The 16,517-nt window shown below is 60.3% G+C and carries 14 protein-coding genes and 3 pseudogenes; 5 read left to right on the forward strand and 12 right to left on the reverse strand.

Translation table 11 applies throughout. The annotated features are described in order from the left end of the window. Position 1: 1 nt before the first annotated feature. A complete protein-coding gene (locus JFV26_RS24995) occupies positions 2 to 898 on the reverse strand; it encodes a DMT family transporter (RefSeq protein ID WP_201196149.1) in 897 nt (298 codons plus the stop codon). A gap of 95 nt (positions 899 to 993) precedes the next feature. On the opposite strand from JFV26_RS24995, the pseudogene JFV26_RS25000 reads away from it, so the two are divergent. After that, positions 994 to 2,324: pseudogene (locus tag JFV26_RS25000) on the forward strand (aminotransferase-like domain-containing protein). On the opposite strand, the gene JFV26_RS25005 reads toward JFV26_RS25000, so the two are convergent. The 3 genes from JFV26_RS25005 to cynS form a co-directional block, all read right to left on the reverse strand. Then, positions 2,319 to 2,999: a carbonic anhydrase gene (locus JFV26_RS25005; RefSeq protein WP_201196150.1), complete on the reverse strand. Its 681-nt coding sequence runs from the start codon at positions 2,997 to 2,999 to the stop codon at positions 2,319 to 2,321. The pseudogene JFV26_RS25000 and the gene JFV26_RS25005 overlap by 6 nt on opposite strands. A 34-nt stretch (positions 3,000 to 3,033) precedes the next feature. Further along, positions 3,034 to 3,270 (reverse strand): DUF2790 domain-containing protein, encoded by a 237-nt coding sequence (locus JFV26_RS25010; RefSeq protein WP_201196152.1) that lies wholly within the window; start codon positions 3,268 to 3,270, stop codon positions 3,034 to 3,036. A gap of 81 nt (positions 3,271 to 3,351) precedes the next feature. Continuing rightward, positions 3,352 to 3,819, reverse strand: coding sequence for a cyanase (gene cynS / locus JFV26_RS25015; RefSeq protein WP_133836027.1), 468 nt, complete (start codon positions 3,817 to 3,819; stop codon positions 3,352 to 3,354). A gap of 132 nt (positions 3,820 to 3,951) precedes the next feature. Between cynS and cynR the strand changes: the two are divergent. Beyond that, positions 3,952 to 4,832, forward strand: a pseudogene (gene cynR / locus JFV26_RS25020) (transcriptional regulator CynR). Between the two features lie 196 nt (positions 4,833 to 5,028). Here the strand turns inward: cynR and JFV26_RS25025 are convergent. From JFV26_RS25025 to JFV26_RS25055, 7 genes and pseudogenes are all read right to left on the reverse strand, one after another. Further along, the gene (locus tag JFV26_RS25025) at positions 5,029 to 5,358 is read right to left on the reverse strand and encodes a hypothetical protein (protein ID WP_201196154.1); all 330 of its coding nucleotides are present in this window, start codon (positions 5,356 to 5,358) and stop codon (positions 5,029 to 5,031) included. 493 nt (positions 5,359 to 5,851) lie between these two features. Then, a complete protein-coding gene (locus tag JFV26_RS25030) occupies positions 5,852 to 6,370 on the reverse strand; it encodes a GNAT family N-acetyltransferase (protein ID WP_201196187.1) in 519 nt (172 codons plus the stop codon). 235 nt (positions 6,371 to 6,605) lie between these two features. Continuing rightward, positions 6,606 to 7,235 carry a glutathione S-transferase family protein gene (locus JFV26_RS25035; protein ID WP_201196156.1) on the reverse strand — a complete coding sequence of 210 codons (630 nt, stop codon included), beginning with the start codon at positions 7,233 to 7,235 and terminating at the stop codon, positions 6,606 to 6,608. 78 nt (positions 7,236 to 7,313) lie between these two features. Then, positions 7,314 to 9,249: pseudogene (locus tag JFV26_RS25040) on the reverse strand (DNA topoisomerase III). Between the two features lie 116 nt (positions 9,250 to 9,365). Further along, complete coding sequence (locus tag JFV26_RS25045) at positions 9,366 to 9,836, reverse strand: nuclear transport factor 2 family protein (RefSeq protein ID WP_201196158.1); 471 nt, start codon at positions 9,834 to 9,836, stop codon at positions 9,366 to 9,368. Positions 9,837 to 9,845: 9 nt separating this feature from the next. Next, positions 9,846 to 10,682 carry an SDR family NAD(P)-dependent oxidoreductase gene (locus JFV26_RS25050; protein ID WP_201196160.1) on the reverse strand — a complete coding sequence of 279 codons (837 nt, stop codon included), beginning with the start codon at positions 10,680 to 10,682 and terminating at the stop codon, positions 9,846 to 9,848. Further along, a complete protein-coding gene (locus JFV26_RS25055; RefSeq protein WP_201196162.1) occupies positions 10,679 to 11,578 on the reverse strand; it encodes an NAD-dependent epimerase/dehydratase family protein in 900 nt (299 codons plus the stop codon). Before JFV26_RS25055 ends, JFV26_RS25050 begins: the two co-directional genes overlap by 4 nt. A 112-nt stretch (positions 11,579 to 11,690) precedes the next feature. Between JFV26_RS25055 and JFV26_RS25060 the strand changes: the two genes are divergently transcribed. Beyond that, positions 11,691 to 12,617, forward strand: a complete 927-nt coding sequence (locus JFV26_RS25060; RefSeq protein WP_201196164.1) for a LysR family transcriptional regulator — start codon at positions 11,691 to 11,693, stop codon at positions 12,615 to 12,617. Positions 12,618 to 12,804: 187 nt separating this feature from the next. On the opposite strand, the gene JFV26_RS25065 is transcribed toward JFV26_RS25060, so the two are convergent. Continuing rightward, positions 12,805 to 13,704, reverse strand: a complete 900-nt coding sequence (locus tag JFV26_RS25065) for an AraC family transcriptional regulator (protein ID WP_201196188.1) — start codon at positions 13,702 to 13,704, stop codon at positions 12,805 to 12,807. Positions 13,705 to 13,932: 228 nt separating this feature from the next. Between JFV26_RS25065 and JFV26_RS25070 the strand changes: the two genes are divergently transcribed. Together JFV26_RS25070 and JFV26_RS25075 are read left to right on the forward strand one after the other, a co-directional pair. Then, positions 13,933 to 14,766 (forward strand): oxidoreductase, encoded by an 834-nt coding sequence (locus JFV26_RS25070; protein ID WP_201196166.1) that lies wholly within the window; start codon positions 13,933 to 13,935, stop codon positions 14,764 to 14,766. A 149-nt stretch (positions 14,767 to 14,915) separates the two neighbouring features. Beyond that, positions 14,916 to 16,325 (forward strand): serralysin family metalloprotease, encoded by a 1,410-nt coding sequence (locus JFV26_RS25075; protein ID WP_201196168.1) that lies wholly within the window; start codon positions 14,916 to 14,918, stop codon positions 16,323 to 16,325. Positions 16,326 to 16,517: the final 192 nt, after the last annotated feature.

Consider the following 16,517-nt stretch of genomic DNA (forward strand, 5'->3'; position numbering starts at 1 on the left):
ATCAGCGGGAAAACTTCCTGGCCCCAGCCACACAAAGGATCACCGCAACGGTGATCCCCAGCATGCCCAGGCTGACCTGCTCGTGCAGTAGCGTGGCGGCCAGCGCCAAGCCAAAAAACGGTTGCAGCAACTGAAGCTGGCCCACGGCGGCAATTCCGCCTTGGGCCAGCCCGCGATACCAGAAAACGAAACCGATCAGCATGCTGAACAGCGACACATACGCCAGGCTCAGCCAGGCCGGTGTGCTGACTGTCGAAAACGACGCGGGCAGCAAAAACCAGCTCAGCGCCGCCATCACCGGCAACGACATCAGCAGTGCCCAACAAATCACCTGCCAGCCGCCGAGGGTTCTCGACAGTTTCGCCCCTTCGGCATAACCAAGCCCGCAGACCACCACCGCCAGCAGCATCAGCAGGTCGCCCTTGGGAGAGGCGGCCAGTCCTTTAGAGACCGCATAACCGACCACCAGCAAACTGCCGAGGATCGAGAATAGCCAGAAGGCGGGTTTTGGCCGCTCGCCACCGCGCAGTACCCCGAACACCGCGGTGGCCAGCGGCAGCAGGCCGATAAAGACGATGGAGTGCGCAGAGGTCACGTATTGCAGGGCCAGCGCGGTCAACAGCGGAAACCCGACGACCACGCCCAGCGCGACGACGATCAGCGGTACAAGCTGATGCCGGGCCGGGCGCTTTTCCTTGAACAGCCATAAAAGGCACAGCGCAAGTACACCGGCAATGGTCGCGCGCGCCACCGTCAGAAACACCGGGTCGAACTCCAGCACCGCTACCCGGGTGGCCGGTAGCGAGCCGCTGAAGATCAGCACACCGATCAGTCCATTGAGCCATCCGCTGCTGCTTTTCCCCAGTGTGGGGCTGTTCAGGTTCGAGGTACGTTCCATCGGGTTCACATTCCGGGCAAAGTGTCGGGTTGCGTTAAGCGCATCCTATGACTGAGTATCAAGACAATCAAAAAATTGTCATGGATACATTCCCTATGCCGCGCTCCCGGTACAAGTCGTTGGTTGACCGTTTTGCCGCCGATATCCGATCAGGACAATTGCCGCCCGGCACACGCTTGCCGACGCACCGGCAGCTCGCGGCGACGGAAGGTCTGGCGTTGGTCACGGCCAGTCGGGTTTATGCCGATCTGGAAGGCATGGGGTTGGTCAGCGGGGAAACCGGTCGCGGTACGTTTGTCCGGGAGACGGCGCTGCCGCCGAGTCTGGGCGTGCATCAGCCGAGCGTTGTCGCGGGGATGATGGACCTGAACTTCAATTATCCGTCGTTGCCGGGCCAGGCCGATCTGTTGCGTACGGCCTTGCGCCAGTTGGCGTTGTCCGGTGATCTGGAAGCCCATCTGCGCTACCAGCCTCACGCCGGGCGCTTGCATGAACGGGCTTCGGCGGCGCGGCATCTGCGCAGTCGCGGCTTGAACGTGGCGGCTGAACAGGTGCTGATCGTCAGCGGTGCCCAGCACGGATTGGCGGTGACGATGATGGCGTTGCTGCAACCCGGCGATGTGATTGCCGCCGATGCCTTGACCTACCCAGGGTTCAAGGTGCTGGCCGAAGCGCTGCATCTGGAAGTGGTGCCGATCCCGGTCACCGACACCGGGTCTGATCTCGTAGCCCTGGAAAAACTCTGCCGAAGCCGTTCGGTGCGGGCCGTCTACAGCATGCCGACCCTGCATAACCCGTTGGGTTGGGTGATGGCCGCCGATCAGCGCGAGCACCTGGTGTCGATTGCGCGCCAGCATGACCTGCTGATCATTGAGGACGCCGCTTACGCGTTTCTGGCTGAGGCACCACCACCTCCGTTGGCTGAGTTGGCGCCCGAAAGGACGGTCTACGTGACCGGTTTATCCAAAAGTATTGCTACCGGGTTGCGCGTCGGTTTCGTCGCCGCGCCAGCGTCAAGGGTGCCGGCGCTGGAGCGCACGATCAGGGCGACGACCTGGAATACCCCAGGGTGATGACGGCGATTGCCACGGCCTGGCTGGACGATGGCACTGTCACGCTGCTGGAAACGCAAAAACGCGCCGATGCCCAGGCCCGACAGGCCGTGGCCGACGAGGTGCTGAGCGGGCTGCGTTACGTTCGTCATCCGTCTTCTTACTTTGTGTGGCTGCCCTTGTCGGAAGAGGCAAGGGCGGACCAGATCGCCATGGCATTGCTGCAAGAGCAGGTGTCGGTGTCGACGGCCGAACCTTTTACGACTTCAGTGCATGTACCACACGCGATCCGCTTGGCCCTTGGCTCGGTGGACATGCACACGCTTCGACAAGCGCTGATGAAAGTGAAGCGGGTGGTCGGGGCTTATTCATAGCGCTTCAGGCTGGTATTCAGGCGACTGCGAGGCCTTGGCGTGCACCGCGCAGGTGGTCGGATGCTCAACCAGCGAGACAAAGCTGCGGCTGTCGGCGTCCAGCGCATCGATCGAACCGGTCTCGATGTCGTACACCCAGCCGTGCAGGCTCAACTGACCTTTTTCCTGGGCCAGACGCACGCTCGGGTGGGTCTGGATGTTGGCGAGCTGGGCGATCACGTTCTCGCGCACCATCGAACTGACCTTGGCCGCTTCATTGGCGTGAGGGCGCGACTCGTTGATGACCTTTGCCGATTCGGCGTGTTGCAACCAGCCGCTGACGGCGGGCAAGTGGTCCATGCATTTGCACTTGGCGACGGCGGTCATGGCGCCGCAATCCGAATGGCCGCAGATCACGATGTCGGTGACGCCGAGCACGGCGACCGCGTATTCAACCGTGGCCGACACACCCCCCGGATGCGGGCTGTAGGACGGCACGATGTTGCCGGCGTTGCGGATCACAAACAGTTCGCCGGGTTCTTGCTGGGTCAGCAGTTCAGGCACTACGCGGCTGTCGGAACAGGTGATGAACAAGGTGCCGGGGTGCTGGGTGGTGGCCAGGTGTTTGAACAAGTCAGTGCGTTGTGGAAAGGCTTCGTTCTGGAACTTCAAAAAACCGTCGATGAGCGCTTTCATGCTTGCTTCCTCAAAAGTGATAAACCGTGGCGACTCAGTTCGAGCAACCGGTACCGAATTCGCTGTATTGCAAAATATGCGTGACGCCTTTGGAGTCGAGGTAGGTCATCTCCACCGGTGCCGGGCCGCAGACATCGGCGACCGGGGTGATGTTGACGACCCGGGCGATGTCCAGGTCCATGCCGTACTGGTAGGCAACGGCACCGTCCTGGGCGTGAGCCTGGGCTGCCAGGCCGGCGATCAGCGACAGGGCGAAAAGAATTTTTTTCATGGGGCATCCTCCAGATGATGTTGGTGAATGAACTGTATTTGGGGTGGTTGGCCCACACGCTGAGTGCGGGCCGGTACTGATTTAGAAAGGACGCAGTGGCAGGAACTTGCCGTCCAGGGTGATCACGGCGCGGGAGCCGCCTTCCGGATCTTCGACTTTCTTCATGTCGAGCTTGAAGTTGATCGCGCTGATGATGCCGTCGCCGAATTGCTCATGAACCAGGGCTTTCAACGTAGTGCCGTAGATCTGGATCATTTCGTGGAAACGGTAAATTGTCGGGTCGGTCGGCACACCCGACAGGCTGCCGCGCAGCGGGATGATTTGCAGACGGGCGATGCTGTCAGCGTCCAGGTCCAGCTTCTCGCCGACCACTTTGGCGGCGGCTTCCGGCAGCGGGTGCTGGCCGAGCAGGGCGGCGGTGACGTAAGCCAGGCCGAGGCCGGTGCCGTCAGTCAGGTCCTGCCAGGACAGGTTTTTGCGGGCCTTGGCATCAAGGATCGAAGTGGTCAGGGCCAGACTCTGGTCGTTGTAAGCGTGGGACTGTTGCATGGTGTGACTCCTATCGGGTTGAGCTATCGGGTGGTTGCTGTGTGTGGAGCAATCTTCTGCCGATTTACTCATAGCGTCCAAGATCGATATACAATGTTGCGCATAAGCACAGCCTATAGATGGAATGTCCCCATGCTGCTCCGACATCTGCGTTACTTGATCGCGGTCGCCGATAACGGCGGCTTCACCCGCGCAGCCGAAGCGCTGCATGTTTCTCAGCCAACCCTGTCCCAGCAAATCCGCCAACTGGAAGAAACCCTGGGCGTGACCTTGTTCGACCGCACCTCGCGCACGGTCAAACCCACCGATGCGGGCGCGGCCTACATCGAATGCGCGCGGCGGGTGCTGGTGGAACTGGAGGCGGGCAAGCGTGCGCTGCATGACGTCAAGGACTTGTCTCGCGGCACCTTGCGCCTGGCCATGACGCCGACGTTCATGGCGTACCTGGTGGGGCCGTTGGTGCGCGATTACACAGCACGATTCCCAAACATCCACCTGGAGATTTTCGAGCTGTCCATGGACGGCATCGAGGCCGGGCTGGCGGACGACTCACTGGATATCGCCATTGCCTTTACGCCAGTCAGAAGCCCCGAGATCGAGTGCATCCCGGCGTTTATAGAGACGTTGGGGATTGTGGTCGGGCGTGATCATCCGTTGTTTGAAAGCCAGGGCGCGCTGGCGCCGAGCGAGGTGGCGCAACTGGAGTTCGCGTTGCTGGCGCCGGAGTTCATTACCCGATCGTCCATCGACGAATACTTCCGCCAGCAAAGCATCACGCCCAAAGTGGTGATCGAGGTGAATTCGGTGAGCACCTTGCTGGAGGTGATTCGCCATACGGCGGTCGCGACTATTTTGCCTGAGGCGATTGCCACCGAGGATCGAGCGTTGCGCAAGATTCCGCTGCAGGGTGAAGCGCCGCAGCGGGGGCGGCGTTGTTGCGTCGTCGCAATAATTACCACAGTGCTGCGGCGCTGGCGTTTGTTGAGCGGGTGCTGGGAACAGCGCTTTCCTGATCACCACAAATCCAATGTGGGAGCGGGCTTGCTCGCGAAAGCGGTGGGTCAGTCGACAATGATGTTGAAGTTGATGGCCCCTTCGCGAGCAAGCCCGCTCCCACAGGGATTCAGGGTGTCTATTGGTCTTGTGTGAAAACCCAGGCATAAAAAAGGGCCTGCTCCTTGATGGGAGCAGGCCCTTTTTCAATCTTGCTCAGTAGAACCGATCAATCACCTGAACTTCGTTCTGGTTCTGCATCGAGGCCCACGCCTGTTTCAGCGTTTGCAGAACATTACCGATGAAGTCCCTGTCAGCGGCGGCTTTCTTGCCGACATAACCCTGGCCGCGACGGTACATCTTCAGTCGGGCCAGCAAGTCCTGGTTGTTCTGGTCGAACTCTGCTTCGTGAGCATGGGGCGACAGGCTGTCCATGTGCACCTGGCCCGACTTGCTGATCCACAGGATATGGCTGTCGTGGCTGTCTTTCTGCGCAGCGAACATACGAGCCAGTTCATCGATAGTAGGTTGATTGTTCAGATTCATAGTAAGCCCCTTGACCATTTGGTGATCTTTCAAAGTTGATTCGCTAATACAGGTAGCCCATCGGTTAGTTGATCCCTGGCACCGAAACCAGGACGTCAGCGGTCAGCCGTCAAATTGACGGGGTCTCGCGTCTGTTGCATGTAGTCGTGTTGAATAACTGCTACGCAATAGCGTCACAACGAAGAGAAGCGGCGAAAACCTGGAGGCCAATGCCGACGTTTCAGGGTCGGCCACAAGCTTCATGAGAACGTTTCGCCAGCGTTTCTCGTCCTTGTACTGGACGTTCGGGCCAGGTCAGCTTCTTCAATCTGCCTTGTGGGCAGCGTGTATCCGGGAAAAACAGCTCGGCGGTCAGACGAGCTTGCTCAAACATGTTGCCTGTTCTCCCGATCGGGGAGACGTCTGCATCATGCAAGGGCAAATCGACGGCGTCAACGGTTATGTAGTGATTATTTTTAGTCACTACATATTGTCGGACAAAGTGGTTTTGGCATTAGGAAAGGGTGTCTGGAGCCCGGCGGTTGGGCGTTTCGAAGCGGTAGAACGTGCAGGGATAGCCGTCTACCGTCTGTTGATGCGTTGTGAGATTTTCCTGCGCAAGGGCCGGGATCACCTTTGCCCAAAACAGCCGTGCAGGCTGGTTCGCATCGATGTGGAAAATTTGCCATTGACCGGGGAGCCGGCTCAAGAGGGTGGATGCGACAAACTTCGCGACGCCTTGGCCACGAAAGCGTCGGCTGACAAAAAAGTAGCCAATGTTGAACTCGGCACCGGGCACGTGGGTTTCATTATCCACGGTCACAAATCCGGCCAGCTCTCCATCGACTTTGATCAAAAACGGCCGCGTCGCCGGTTTTCGCCAGTAATCCAGCTTCGGCTGAATGTTGAACAAACCCTGGTCGCCAAGCTTCAGCGGCAGCCACTCGCTGAAGTCGTACATGTAGAACTGCATCAGGTTTTCAATCGTCTCCAGTTCGTCGCGTTGCGCGGCGTGAAGTTCTATGAGAGGCATGGCGCAAGCGCTCGGTCCAGGCACGTTCTTTGTAGCAGCTGGCGAAGCCTGCGTTCGGCTGCGAAGCAGTCGTAAAACCTGAGGGCGAGTTCTGCCTGACACACTGCGGTGTCTGATTTCACGACTGCTTCGCAGCCGAACGCAGGCTTCGCCAGCTGCTACAGATCGCGTTATAGCTATGAGGCATGGCATGGCTCCTGATGTCGCGGGCCGTCCCTGGACCGCACAAGTTCACTCAGTGGGGCGCGAAGTCGTACTTGCCACCCTTTTTCAAGGCGGTGATGTAGGCCGGGCGCGCCTGGAAGCGCTCGATCCAGGCCGCTACATGAGGGTAGTCGCGCAGCTTGCCCTGGGCCCTGGCGATTTCGCCGATGAAACTCATCTGGATGTCGGCGGCGCTGAATTCATCACCCAGCAGGTAATCGGACTGGCTCAGGGCGGTGTCGAGGTAGCTCAGGTAGTTGGCCACTTCCGAATTGATCCGCGGATGCAATGGTGCACCGGCCTCACCCAGCTTGCCGACATACAGATTCAGCATCAGCGGCAGCATCGCCGAGCCTTCGGCGAAGTGCAGCCATTGCACGTATTGATCGTAGGCGGCGATGGATGGATCAGGTTGCAGGCGACCCTGGCCGTGACGGCGAATCAGGTAGTCGATGATCGCGGCGGACTCGATCAGCTTCTGCGAGCCATCCTCGATTACCGGCGATTTGCCCAAGGCATTGATCGCTTTCAACTCTGGCGGCGCGAGGTTGGTTTTCGGGTCGCGCTGGTAGAGCTTCAGTTCGTAGGGGATCGCCAGTTCTTCCAGCAGCCAGAGGATGCGCTGGGAGCGGGAGTTGTTCAGGTGGTGGACGATGATCATGGTCGGTGCCTTTTCAGAAAGTAGGGCGATCGCCGGGTTTGAGCAACACTAGACCATCCGTGGCTTGTCGAAGTGCCCTCAGGCTTTGTTCGCCGGTTTGGCGGCGCGTTTGGCAGCGGTTGCAGGCTTGCGCGTGGTGGTCTTGCGTTTCTTCTTCCAGGGCGTTGCGCCGCTACCGGCGGGGCTGGCCGGGCCGCTGATGGTCAGGCTCAAGCCGGCGCAGCGAGCGACCTGCTTGCTCATCCAGGCTGCCTGCTTGGTGACGAATGTTTCCAGACTCATTTCACCACTTTGCACCATGTCCAGCGCCTGTTCCCAGATCGCGGTGGTGCCAGGGTCGGCGATGGCCCGCGGCACGGCGTCGATCAGGCTGAACGCGGCCGGCGTTGCGGCCAGGGCCTTGCCGTTCTTCACCAGATAACCCCGGTCGAGCAGGCCCTGGATGATCGAGGCGCGGGTCGCTTCGGTGCCGATCCCGGTGGTGTCCTTGAGTTTTTGCTTGAGCAGCGGGTCTTCCACCAGTTTAGCGACGTTTTTCATTGCCTTGATCAAGTCGCCCTCGGTGAACGGCTTGGGCGGTTGGGTCCAGAGGTCCTTGAGCTTGACTTCGGCCACCGCGCAATCGCGCCCTTCGGCCAGGACCGGCAGGGTTTGTGGCGCGGGTGCCTCACGGCCCTTGGCCGGGGCGAGGGCCTCGGGCAGGGCACGCTTCCAGCCAGGTTCGACGATCTGCTTGCCCACGGCGCGCAGGGCTTCGCCAGCACAGTCGAAGTCGGCCTGGGTGCGGTCGTATTCATGATTGGGCAGGAACTGCGCCAGATAACGCGCGCGGATCAGCGTGTAAACCGCCCGTTGCTTGCCTGCCAGCCGCTCAAGGTTCTTCGCCGCGGCTGTGGGGATGATGCCGTGGTGAGCGCTGACCTTGGCATCGTTCCAGGCCCGGGAGCGTCGCTGAGGCTCCAGATGCTCGTTCAAGGCGTTCAGGCGTGCAAGCGGGCGAGAATGTCCGGCGCTTCGCTGTGCTGGCTCAGGGGCAGGTAGCCGCAGTCACTGCGCGGGTAGGTGATGACTTTGTGGGTTTCGTAGAGCGCCTGGGCGATATCGAGGGTTTCCTGGGCGCCGAGGCCGAGTTTTTTCGAGCAGACTTCCTGCAAGGTGCCCAGATCGAACGGCAACGGAGCGATTTCGCGCATGCGTTCGGTCCGCAGCTTGATCACCCGGGCGCTTGACGCGTTGCCCATCGCCGCTGCCGCTTGCTGCGCCAGAGCCTGATTCAGGCAGCGATCCTGATCGTCGCAAACGTCTGCTGCTGCGCGCCATTGCGCGGTGAACGCGGTGCCTTCGTGCAGCAGTTGCACGTCGATGGCCCAATAGGCGACAGGGATAAAATCGGCAATGCTGCGATCCCGATCCACCACCAGCCGCAAGGTCGGGGTTTGCACTCGACCGACCGGCAGCACGCCTTGATAACCGGACTGCCGCCCCAGCAACGTGAACAGTCGACTCATGTTCATCCCGATCAGCCAGTCGGCCCGGAGCGGCCCAGCGCCGAGTGGTAGAGGCTGAAGGTCTCGACCCCCGGCTTGAGCGCCGCCAGGGCCTTGCGGATCGACGCATCGTCCAGCGCCGACAGCCAAAGCCGCCGGATCGGTCCGCGATAGCGGCAATGCTCCACCAGTTCCCGGGCGATCATCTCGCCTTCACGGTCGGCATCCGTGGCGATCACCAGTTCAGTAGCCTCGCCAAGCAAGCGTTTGACCGCCTTGTACTGGCTGGCGGTACGCGGCTTGACGGTCATCTTCCATTTGTCGGGGATGATCGGCAGGTCCGCCAGCACCCAGCGCTTGTAACGCGGGTCATAGGCATCCGGCGGCGCGGTTTCCAGCAGATGGCCGATGCACCAGGTCACCGTGACGTTCGTTCCCAGCCAGCAACCGTCGCCCCGGCGCCTGGCGCCGAGCACTGCTGCAATGTCTTTGGCCTGGGAAGGTTTTTCACAGAGGTACAGCTGCATAACCACCATCGTTCAGGTCGGTTTGAAGAAGGTGGACAGCATGCGCAGGGATTGCGATTGGAGCAACCTTTATCTGTATGGATATACAGATAAAGGTTGCCAATGATGACGAGACCTTAGACCGAGGCTTCCGAACCTGCGAGCGCTTTCCAGCCCGCCAGCGGCGTCAGGAAATGCAGCTCGAACCGGCGCTCGGTGAACGCCCAGCGGTCGCCGCGCCGTTCGAATCGATCGTGATACAGGCCACTGATCTGCACCTGTCCCATTTCGACATGAGTACACAGACAGTCCACCGCAACCCGCCCGGTGGCGGTTTCTCCGTCGATAGCGATTACGGCGTTGGCCATCCAGTGATGCATGTGGGGCATCGTCGCCCAGTTGCTGTGGGCCGATTCGATGATCGCGTCGACGCCTTGATAACTGCCGAACGCTGCACCCAGATCCAGGCGTGCGCCGTCGTGCCAGATACCTCGGAGCAGGTGTTCGTCGCGACCGTCAAAGGCCAGGGCGTATTCGGCGATCAGGCGTTCCAGGGCAACGCGGGTTTCAAGCAATTCAATGCGTGCAGCCAGGTCGTTATGACTCATGAGAAAACCTCATTGGCAAGAAAGGTCGGTGGACAGGGACAGGTCGCGCCACTGGTTGAGTTCTGCCGCCACAAACAGCAATTTGTCGTCGACAACGTTCACGGCATCGGCACCCGCGACAAAACGCAGCGGTGGCCGGGGTAGGGCGGCCAATTCCACCACGACCTGCCCGAGCCGATCCGGATCACCGACTTGCTGATGATTGCGTGCTTCAAATACCGCCAATGTCTTCGCGCGCAGTTCGTCGTAGTCTTCCAGCGCCCGTGTGCCCAGTTTCAGCACACGACTGTCCAGAAACTCCGTTCGAAATGCCCCAGGCTCAAGCAGCGTGAGCTTGATCCCGAACGGCGCAATTTCCAGTGCCAGGGCTTCGGAAAAACCTTCGATGGCAAACTTGCTGGACGAGTACATCGACGCCCCCGGCACCCCTTTGAAACCGCCATTGGAAGACATGTTGAACACATGCCCGGAACGCTGCCGGCGCATCACCGGCAGCACCGCGCGAGTCACGTTGAAGGTGCCGAACACATTGGTCGCGAACTGGCGCTCGATGGCCTGGGGCTCGACCTCTTCGAAAGGCCCGAACTGGCCGTAACCGGCGTTGTTGACCAGCACGTCGATGTGCTCGAAGCGCTCGATCGCCGCTTCAACCACCGCTTCGGCCTGGGGGAAATCACGGATATCGAGGACGGCATTCAGCGCGCGGTCGCCATACAGGGTTTCCAGGCGCGACAGGTCAAGATCCGTTGCGATGACCGCGTCGCCGTTGGCCAGCGCTGCCTTGGCGATGCCTGCGCCCAAGCCGCTGGCGGCGCCGGTAATCAGCCATACACGTTGCCCGTTCATAGCGGCATCCCGGTCTTGATCCAGTCGAGAATCGAGGCATGACGCGGCGTCCAACCCAGTTGCGCCCGTGCACGCTTGGCAATCACCCGGCTATTGGTGCCGAAGGTGAAATGCACGTGCATCGGGTCCCAGTGCTGCGACGCTTCCACCACTGACCATGACGCCATCGGGCCCAGCTCCATACGTTCGGCAAGGGCCGGCCCCATGTCGGCAAAGGATGCTTCGCCGTTTTCGGCGAAGTAGAACGCACCGGCGGGGGCTTTCTCCAGGGCCAGCACGTACAACTCGGTCAAATCGTCGATGTGCACGTTGGACCAGCAATTGACCCCTTTGCCGATAATCCGCAGTACCCCGGTTTCCCGGGCCCGGGCCATCAGGAACGGCAGCTGGAAGCTGTGATCGGTCAGGCCATGGCCGACGCCGTAGATGTTGCTTGGGCAAATCACCACGGTGCGAATGCCTTCGCTGGCGGCTTTCATCAGGCGCAGGTCGATGTTGTAGCGCGGCTGCTTCAGCGGATCGACGATGAAGGGTGTGTCTTCGTCGAAAATATGTCCGGTCAAGTAATCGCCTTTGGCGTCATCGCCGATGATACTTGAGCCGCTGGTGTGGATCAGCAGTTTGTCGGTGCCTTGCAACGCTTCGATGAACGATTCGACCGCGCCGGCATGGTCGCTGTTGGCGGCATCGATCACTGCATCGGCCCGGCGTGCTTCGGCCATCAGCAACTCGTGGTCATCCAGGCTGCCGAGCACCGGCGTGATGCCCCGCGCTTTGAGCTGTAAGGCTTTCTGTGGGTCGCGAACCAGTCCACGAATCGAGTGCCCGTCAGCCATCAGCCGATGGGCGACGCTGCCGCCAACGAAGCCGTTGGCGCCGGTCAGGAAAATATTCATTGAGCAGAACCCTTGAAGATGAGCGAGCGCCCACCTTAGTCCGGGATAATTAGCGGAAAAATAGGCCGTAGTTCTGTTTAGAATGGACTCTGGAGTCACCAATGGAGGCGTCATGGAAAGTCTGAATGCCATCGGCGTATTTGTCGCCGCGGCCGAAGCCCGCAGTTTTGTCGGTGCCGCCAGGGCCTTGGGCATCTCGGCCTCGGCGGTGAGCAAAAGCATTGCGCGGCTGGAGGCCAGGTTTGGTGTGCGGCTGTTTCATCGCAGCACCCGCAGCATCACGCTGACGGCTGAAGGCACGCAGTTCGTCGAGCGTTGCCGGCGGGTACTGGCGGAGCTGGAAGTGGCCGGCGAAGAACTTTCGCAGAATGTTTCGCTGCCCCAGGGGTCGCTGCGCATCAGCCTGCCGATGATTGCCAAGCCCTTTGTGTCGATCTTCGGCGAGTTCCAGTCGCGCTATCCGGATATTCAGCTGGACCTGGAGTTCACCGATCGCCTGACGGATGTCATCACCGAGGGCTTTGATGCGGTTATCCGCAGCGGCGTGCCTAAAGACTCCGGGTTATCAGCGCGGCCATTGGGCACTTACCGGATGCTGGCGGTCGGATCGCCGTCTTACCTGGCCCGCCGAGGCGTCCCGAAACAACCCGAAGACTTGCACCAACACGCCTGCATTCATTTCCGCTTCCCCAAGTCCGGCAAGTTGCAGTCGTGGCTGTTCAACCGGGACGATCAGCCGGTTGAACTGGAGGCGCCACGTTCGATGATTTGCAACTCGGTGGAAGGGCGTATGGACCTTGCTGTGCAGGGGCTCGGCCTCACCTATGCCGCCGATTTTGTGGTCCGCGAAGCATTGGCCGATGGCCGACTGGTGGAGGTGCTTGAGGATTTCACCTGGGAGACGGGCCAGTTCAATCTGCTCTGGCCCTCCGGCCGGCAGGTGCCGCCGAAGCTGCGGGTGTTTATCGAGTTTTTGTGGCTCACATGCCGTTTACGCGCTGATGTCGAGGCCGTCTTTCAGTCAAAAGATGCTGCCTGATACACCGCCATCGCGAGCAGGCTCGCTCCCACAGGGGATCGCGGTCGTACACTGATGCCCGGTTCACCACAGCACAACTGTGGGAGCGAGCCTGCTCGCGATGGCGATATGTCTGGCGACCTCGAGGGTGAATATGCCGGCCTCTTTGCGAGCAGGCTCGCTCCCACAAGGGGAGTGGCCGCATCGCTCAATGTGACGACACAAACACTGAATCCTCCATCGGCGGCGGCAGGGCAAATGCGCCCTTCATCCGCGCCACTTCATCGGTGGGCGTACGACCGAACAGTCTTTTGAACTCGCGACTGAACTGTGAGCCACTTTCATAACCGACTTCAGACGCCGCCACCGCCACGCTGTAGCCGTTGCGTACCATCAACAGGCGAGCCTGATGCAGGCGTGTCGATTTCAGGTACTGCATCGGCGAGGTGTGGGTGATGGCTTTGAAATGCGCGTGAAAGGTCGGCACGCTCATGTTTGCTTCCAAGGCCAGTTGTTCGACGTCCAACCGTTCACCGAGGCTGTCGTGGATTTTTCGCAGGGCTTGGGACACTCGGCCGAAGCGACCTCGAGCTGTGAGGGCTGCGCACATCGATCCACCTTGAGCACCGGTGAGAATCCGGTAATAGATTTCCCGCAGCAGTGATGGCCCAAGAATACGGGCGTCCAGCGGCGATTCGAGAGCTTCCAGCAAGCGCAGGACGGATTGGCTCAAGCGCGGCTCCATCGGCGAGGCATACATGCCCTTGGGCTCGACGGTGGGTTCGTCGTTGAGTTGCAGCATTAAGTCGGCGGCGAGGTTGAAGTCCAGATGAAGGTAGATCGCCAGCAGTGGCTCTTCGGCGCTGGCATCGGTTTCCATGGTGAACGGCACGGGCACGGCCACCGCCAGATAGTGTCGGGCATCGTAGAGGTAAGTCGCGTCGCCCCAATACCCGCGCTTGCGCCCCTGACAGACGATGACGATGCCCGGATCGTAGAGCACCGGCGTGCGCTCCAGCGCACGGTTGGAGCGCAGCAAACGCACGCCAGGGAGTGCCGTGAGGTTGTAACCCTCGGCCGGTGCGAGCTTCGTCAGCAGCGCAATCATCTGTGACGGGCAATGGTTTTGATCAACACCTGAATGGCTCAACTGATCTTCTCGCGTGATAACACGGGGTCTGAATGTGAACCCGCTCGCGCCGCAAATCAATCGACTCAGAGGATCAGGCAAAAGATTCACAGTTATGGACGTTCATTCAGGGATGATGCGCTCTTAGCATGGCCGCCAGCTTGACTGCCGCGTGATGTGGCAGCAAAAAACCGGGTGGAACTGATCATGACTGCAAGAAAGACTCTCTTCATAACCGGCGTCAGCAGCGGCTTCGGCAAGGCGCTGGCCAACGAAGCACTGGCGGCGGGGCACCGCGTAATCGGCACCATGCGCAGCGAAGTGGCCCGCGCCGAATTCGAACAACACGCCTCAAGGAATGCGTTCGGTCGGTGCCTGGATGTCACTGATTTTGAAGCCATCGATGCTGTCGTCGCGGAAGTCGAAAAAAACCTCGGGCCGGTGGATGTATTGGTCAACAACGCCGGTTACGGCCACGAGGGCATTTTCGAGGAGTCGGCGCTGGAAGAGATGCGCCAGCAGTTCGACGTCAATGTGTTTGGTGCAGTGGCCGTCACCAAAGCGTTTGTGCCGTTTTTCCGCCAGCGCAGGGCCGGGCACATCATCAACATCACGTCCATGGGCGGCTTTATCACCATGCCCGGCATCGCTTATTACTGCGCCAGCAAGTTCGCCCTGGAAGGGATCTCCGACACCCTGGGCAAGGAACTCAAACCTTTCGGGATCGCCGTCACGGCGGTGGCGCCAGGATCGTTTCGCACCGACTGGGCCGGGCGTTCGATGCGTCGCTCCGAGCGCAGTATCGCTGACTATGACGCCTCGTTCGACCCGATCCGAACGGCACGCCAGAACAACAGTGGCAAGCAGTTGGGCGATCCGGTCAAAGCCGCCCGAGCCATGCTGGCCTTGATCGCCAGCGATGCACCACCGGCGCATTTGTTGCTGGGCAGCGATGCGCTGCAACGGGTGCGCGAGCGGTTGACGAGCATGGCGCAGGAGATCGACGCCTGGGAGGCGGTGACGCGATCCACGGATGGCTGACCCAGCCAGGTATCGAGAAATTGATTAGCGCCACGTTCCAAGCTGTGTCAGTTTCACCGCGCCTGCAAAGGGCGAGTGACAGGACGATCTCGCCAAGGGATCGCCGTGGTCTGTCGGAAACTGACTACTTTTAAACAAGGACGTAAGCAATGTCTCAAGCAAAATCCCGGGCCAGTGACGCCTACTCGACAGTCGACACTTTCAGCCACCTGTACGACCGTGGCGGCAGCGTTTTGGTCAACGGCAAACCCTCGTTCACCGCTGATCAGGCCGCCGACCAGATCTTGCGTAAAGGGGCGTCCTGGCATGACCAGAACAACGACGGCAAGATCGACCTCAGTTACACCTTCCTGACGTCGAAGCCGGCGAACTACAACCCGGCCCTCGGCACGTTCGGCGAATTCAGCGCCCAGCAAAAAGCCCAGGCGGTGCTGGCGATGCAATCCTGGTCGGATGTGGCCAACGTCACCTTCAGCGAAGGCGCCGGCGGCGACGGTCACATGACCTTCGGCAACTACAGCAACAACACCGGTGGCGCGGCGTTCGCCTATTTGCCCCAAGGCAGCCAGTACGATGGCCAGTCCTGGTACATGATCAACGACCAATACCAGGTCAACAAAACCCCGGACACCAACAACTACGGGCGCCAGACCCTGACCCACGAAATCGGCCACACACTGGGCCTGTCGCACCCGGGCGCCTACAACGCGGGCAACGGCAACCCGACCTATAACGACGTGACTTACGCTCAGGACACTCGTGGCTACAGCCTCATGAGCTACTGGAGCGAAAGCAATACGCACCAGAACTTCAGTAAGGACGGCAGTGGCGCCTATGCCTCGGCACCGTTGCTGGACGACATCGTGGCGGTGCAGAAACTCTACGGCGCCAACCTGGAAACCCGCGCCAGCGACACGGTCTACGGCTTCAACTCCAACGCCGAGCGGGACTTCTACAGCGCTACCTCGGCCACATCGAAGGTGGTGTTTTCGGTGTGGGACGGCGGTGGTAATGACACCCTGGACTTCTCCGGTTTCAGCCAGAACCAGAAGATCAACCTCAACGAAGGCTCGTTCTCCGACGTGGGCGGTCTGGTCGGCAACGTGTCCATCGCGCACGGCGTGACCCTGGAAAACGCCATTGGCGGTTCGGGCAATGACCTGCTGATCGGTAACGCGGTGGCGAACATCCTTGAAGGCGGGGCCGGCAACGACATCATCTACGGTGGCGGTGGCGGTGATTCGTTGTGGGGCGGGGCCGGGTCGGACACCTTTGTGTTTGGCGCCGCCAACGACTCGACCATGACCGCGCCGGACTGGATCATGGATTTCACCAGCGGCCAGGACAAGATCGACCTGTCTGGCATTGCCGAATTTGCCTCGGGCAATGCGACGCTGAACTTCGTCAGCGGTTTTACCGGGCACGCCGGCGATGCGATCCTCACGTACTTTTCGCAGACCAACCAGACCAGTTTGCTGGTGGATTTGACCGGGCACGGGGCGGTGGATTTTGCGGTGGGGACAGTAGGGCAGGCGTTGGCGACCGATATCGTCGCTTGATCTGAAGGAAGGTAAAGATCAAAAGATCGCAGGCTTCGCCAGCTCCTACATTGACCGTGTGAAACCGTGATGTTTGTGCTGCACTCGTCCCTTGTAGGAGCTGCCGCAGGCGGACGATCTTTTGACTTTGTGGTTCCGTTCGGCTGCGAAGCAGTCGCAAACTCCAAACTTGGGTTATACCTGACAGTCGTG

The sequence above is a fragment of the Pseudomonas sp. TH31 genome (assembly GCF_016650815.1).
Classification (GTDB): Bacteria; Pseudomonadota; Gammaproteobacteria; order Pseudomonadales; family Pseudomonadaceae; genus Aquipseudomonas.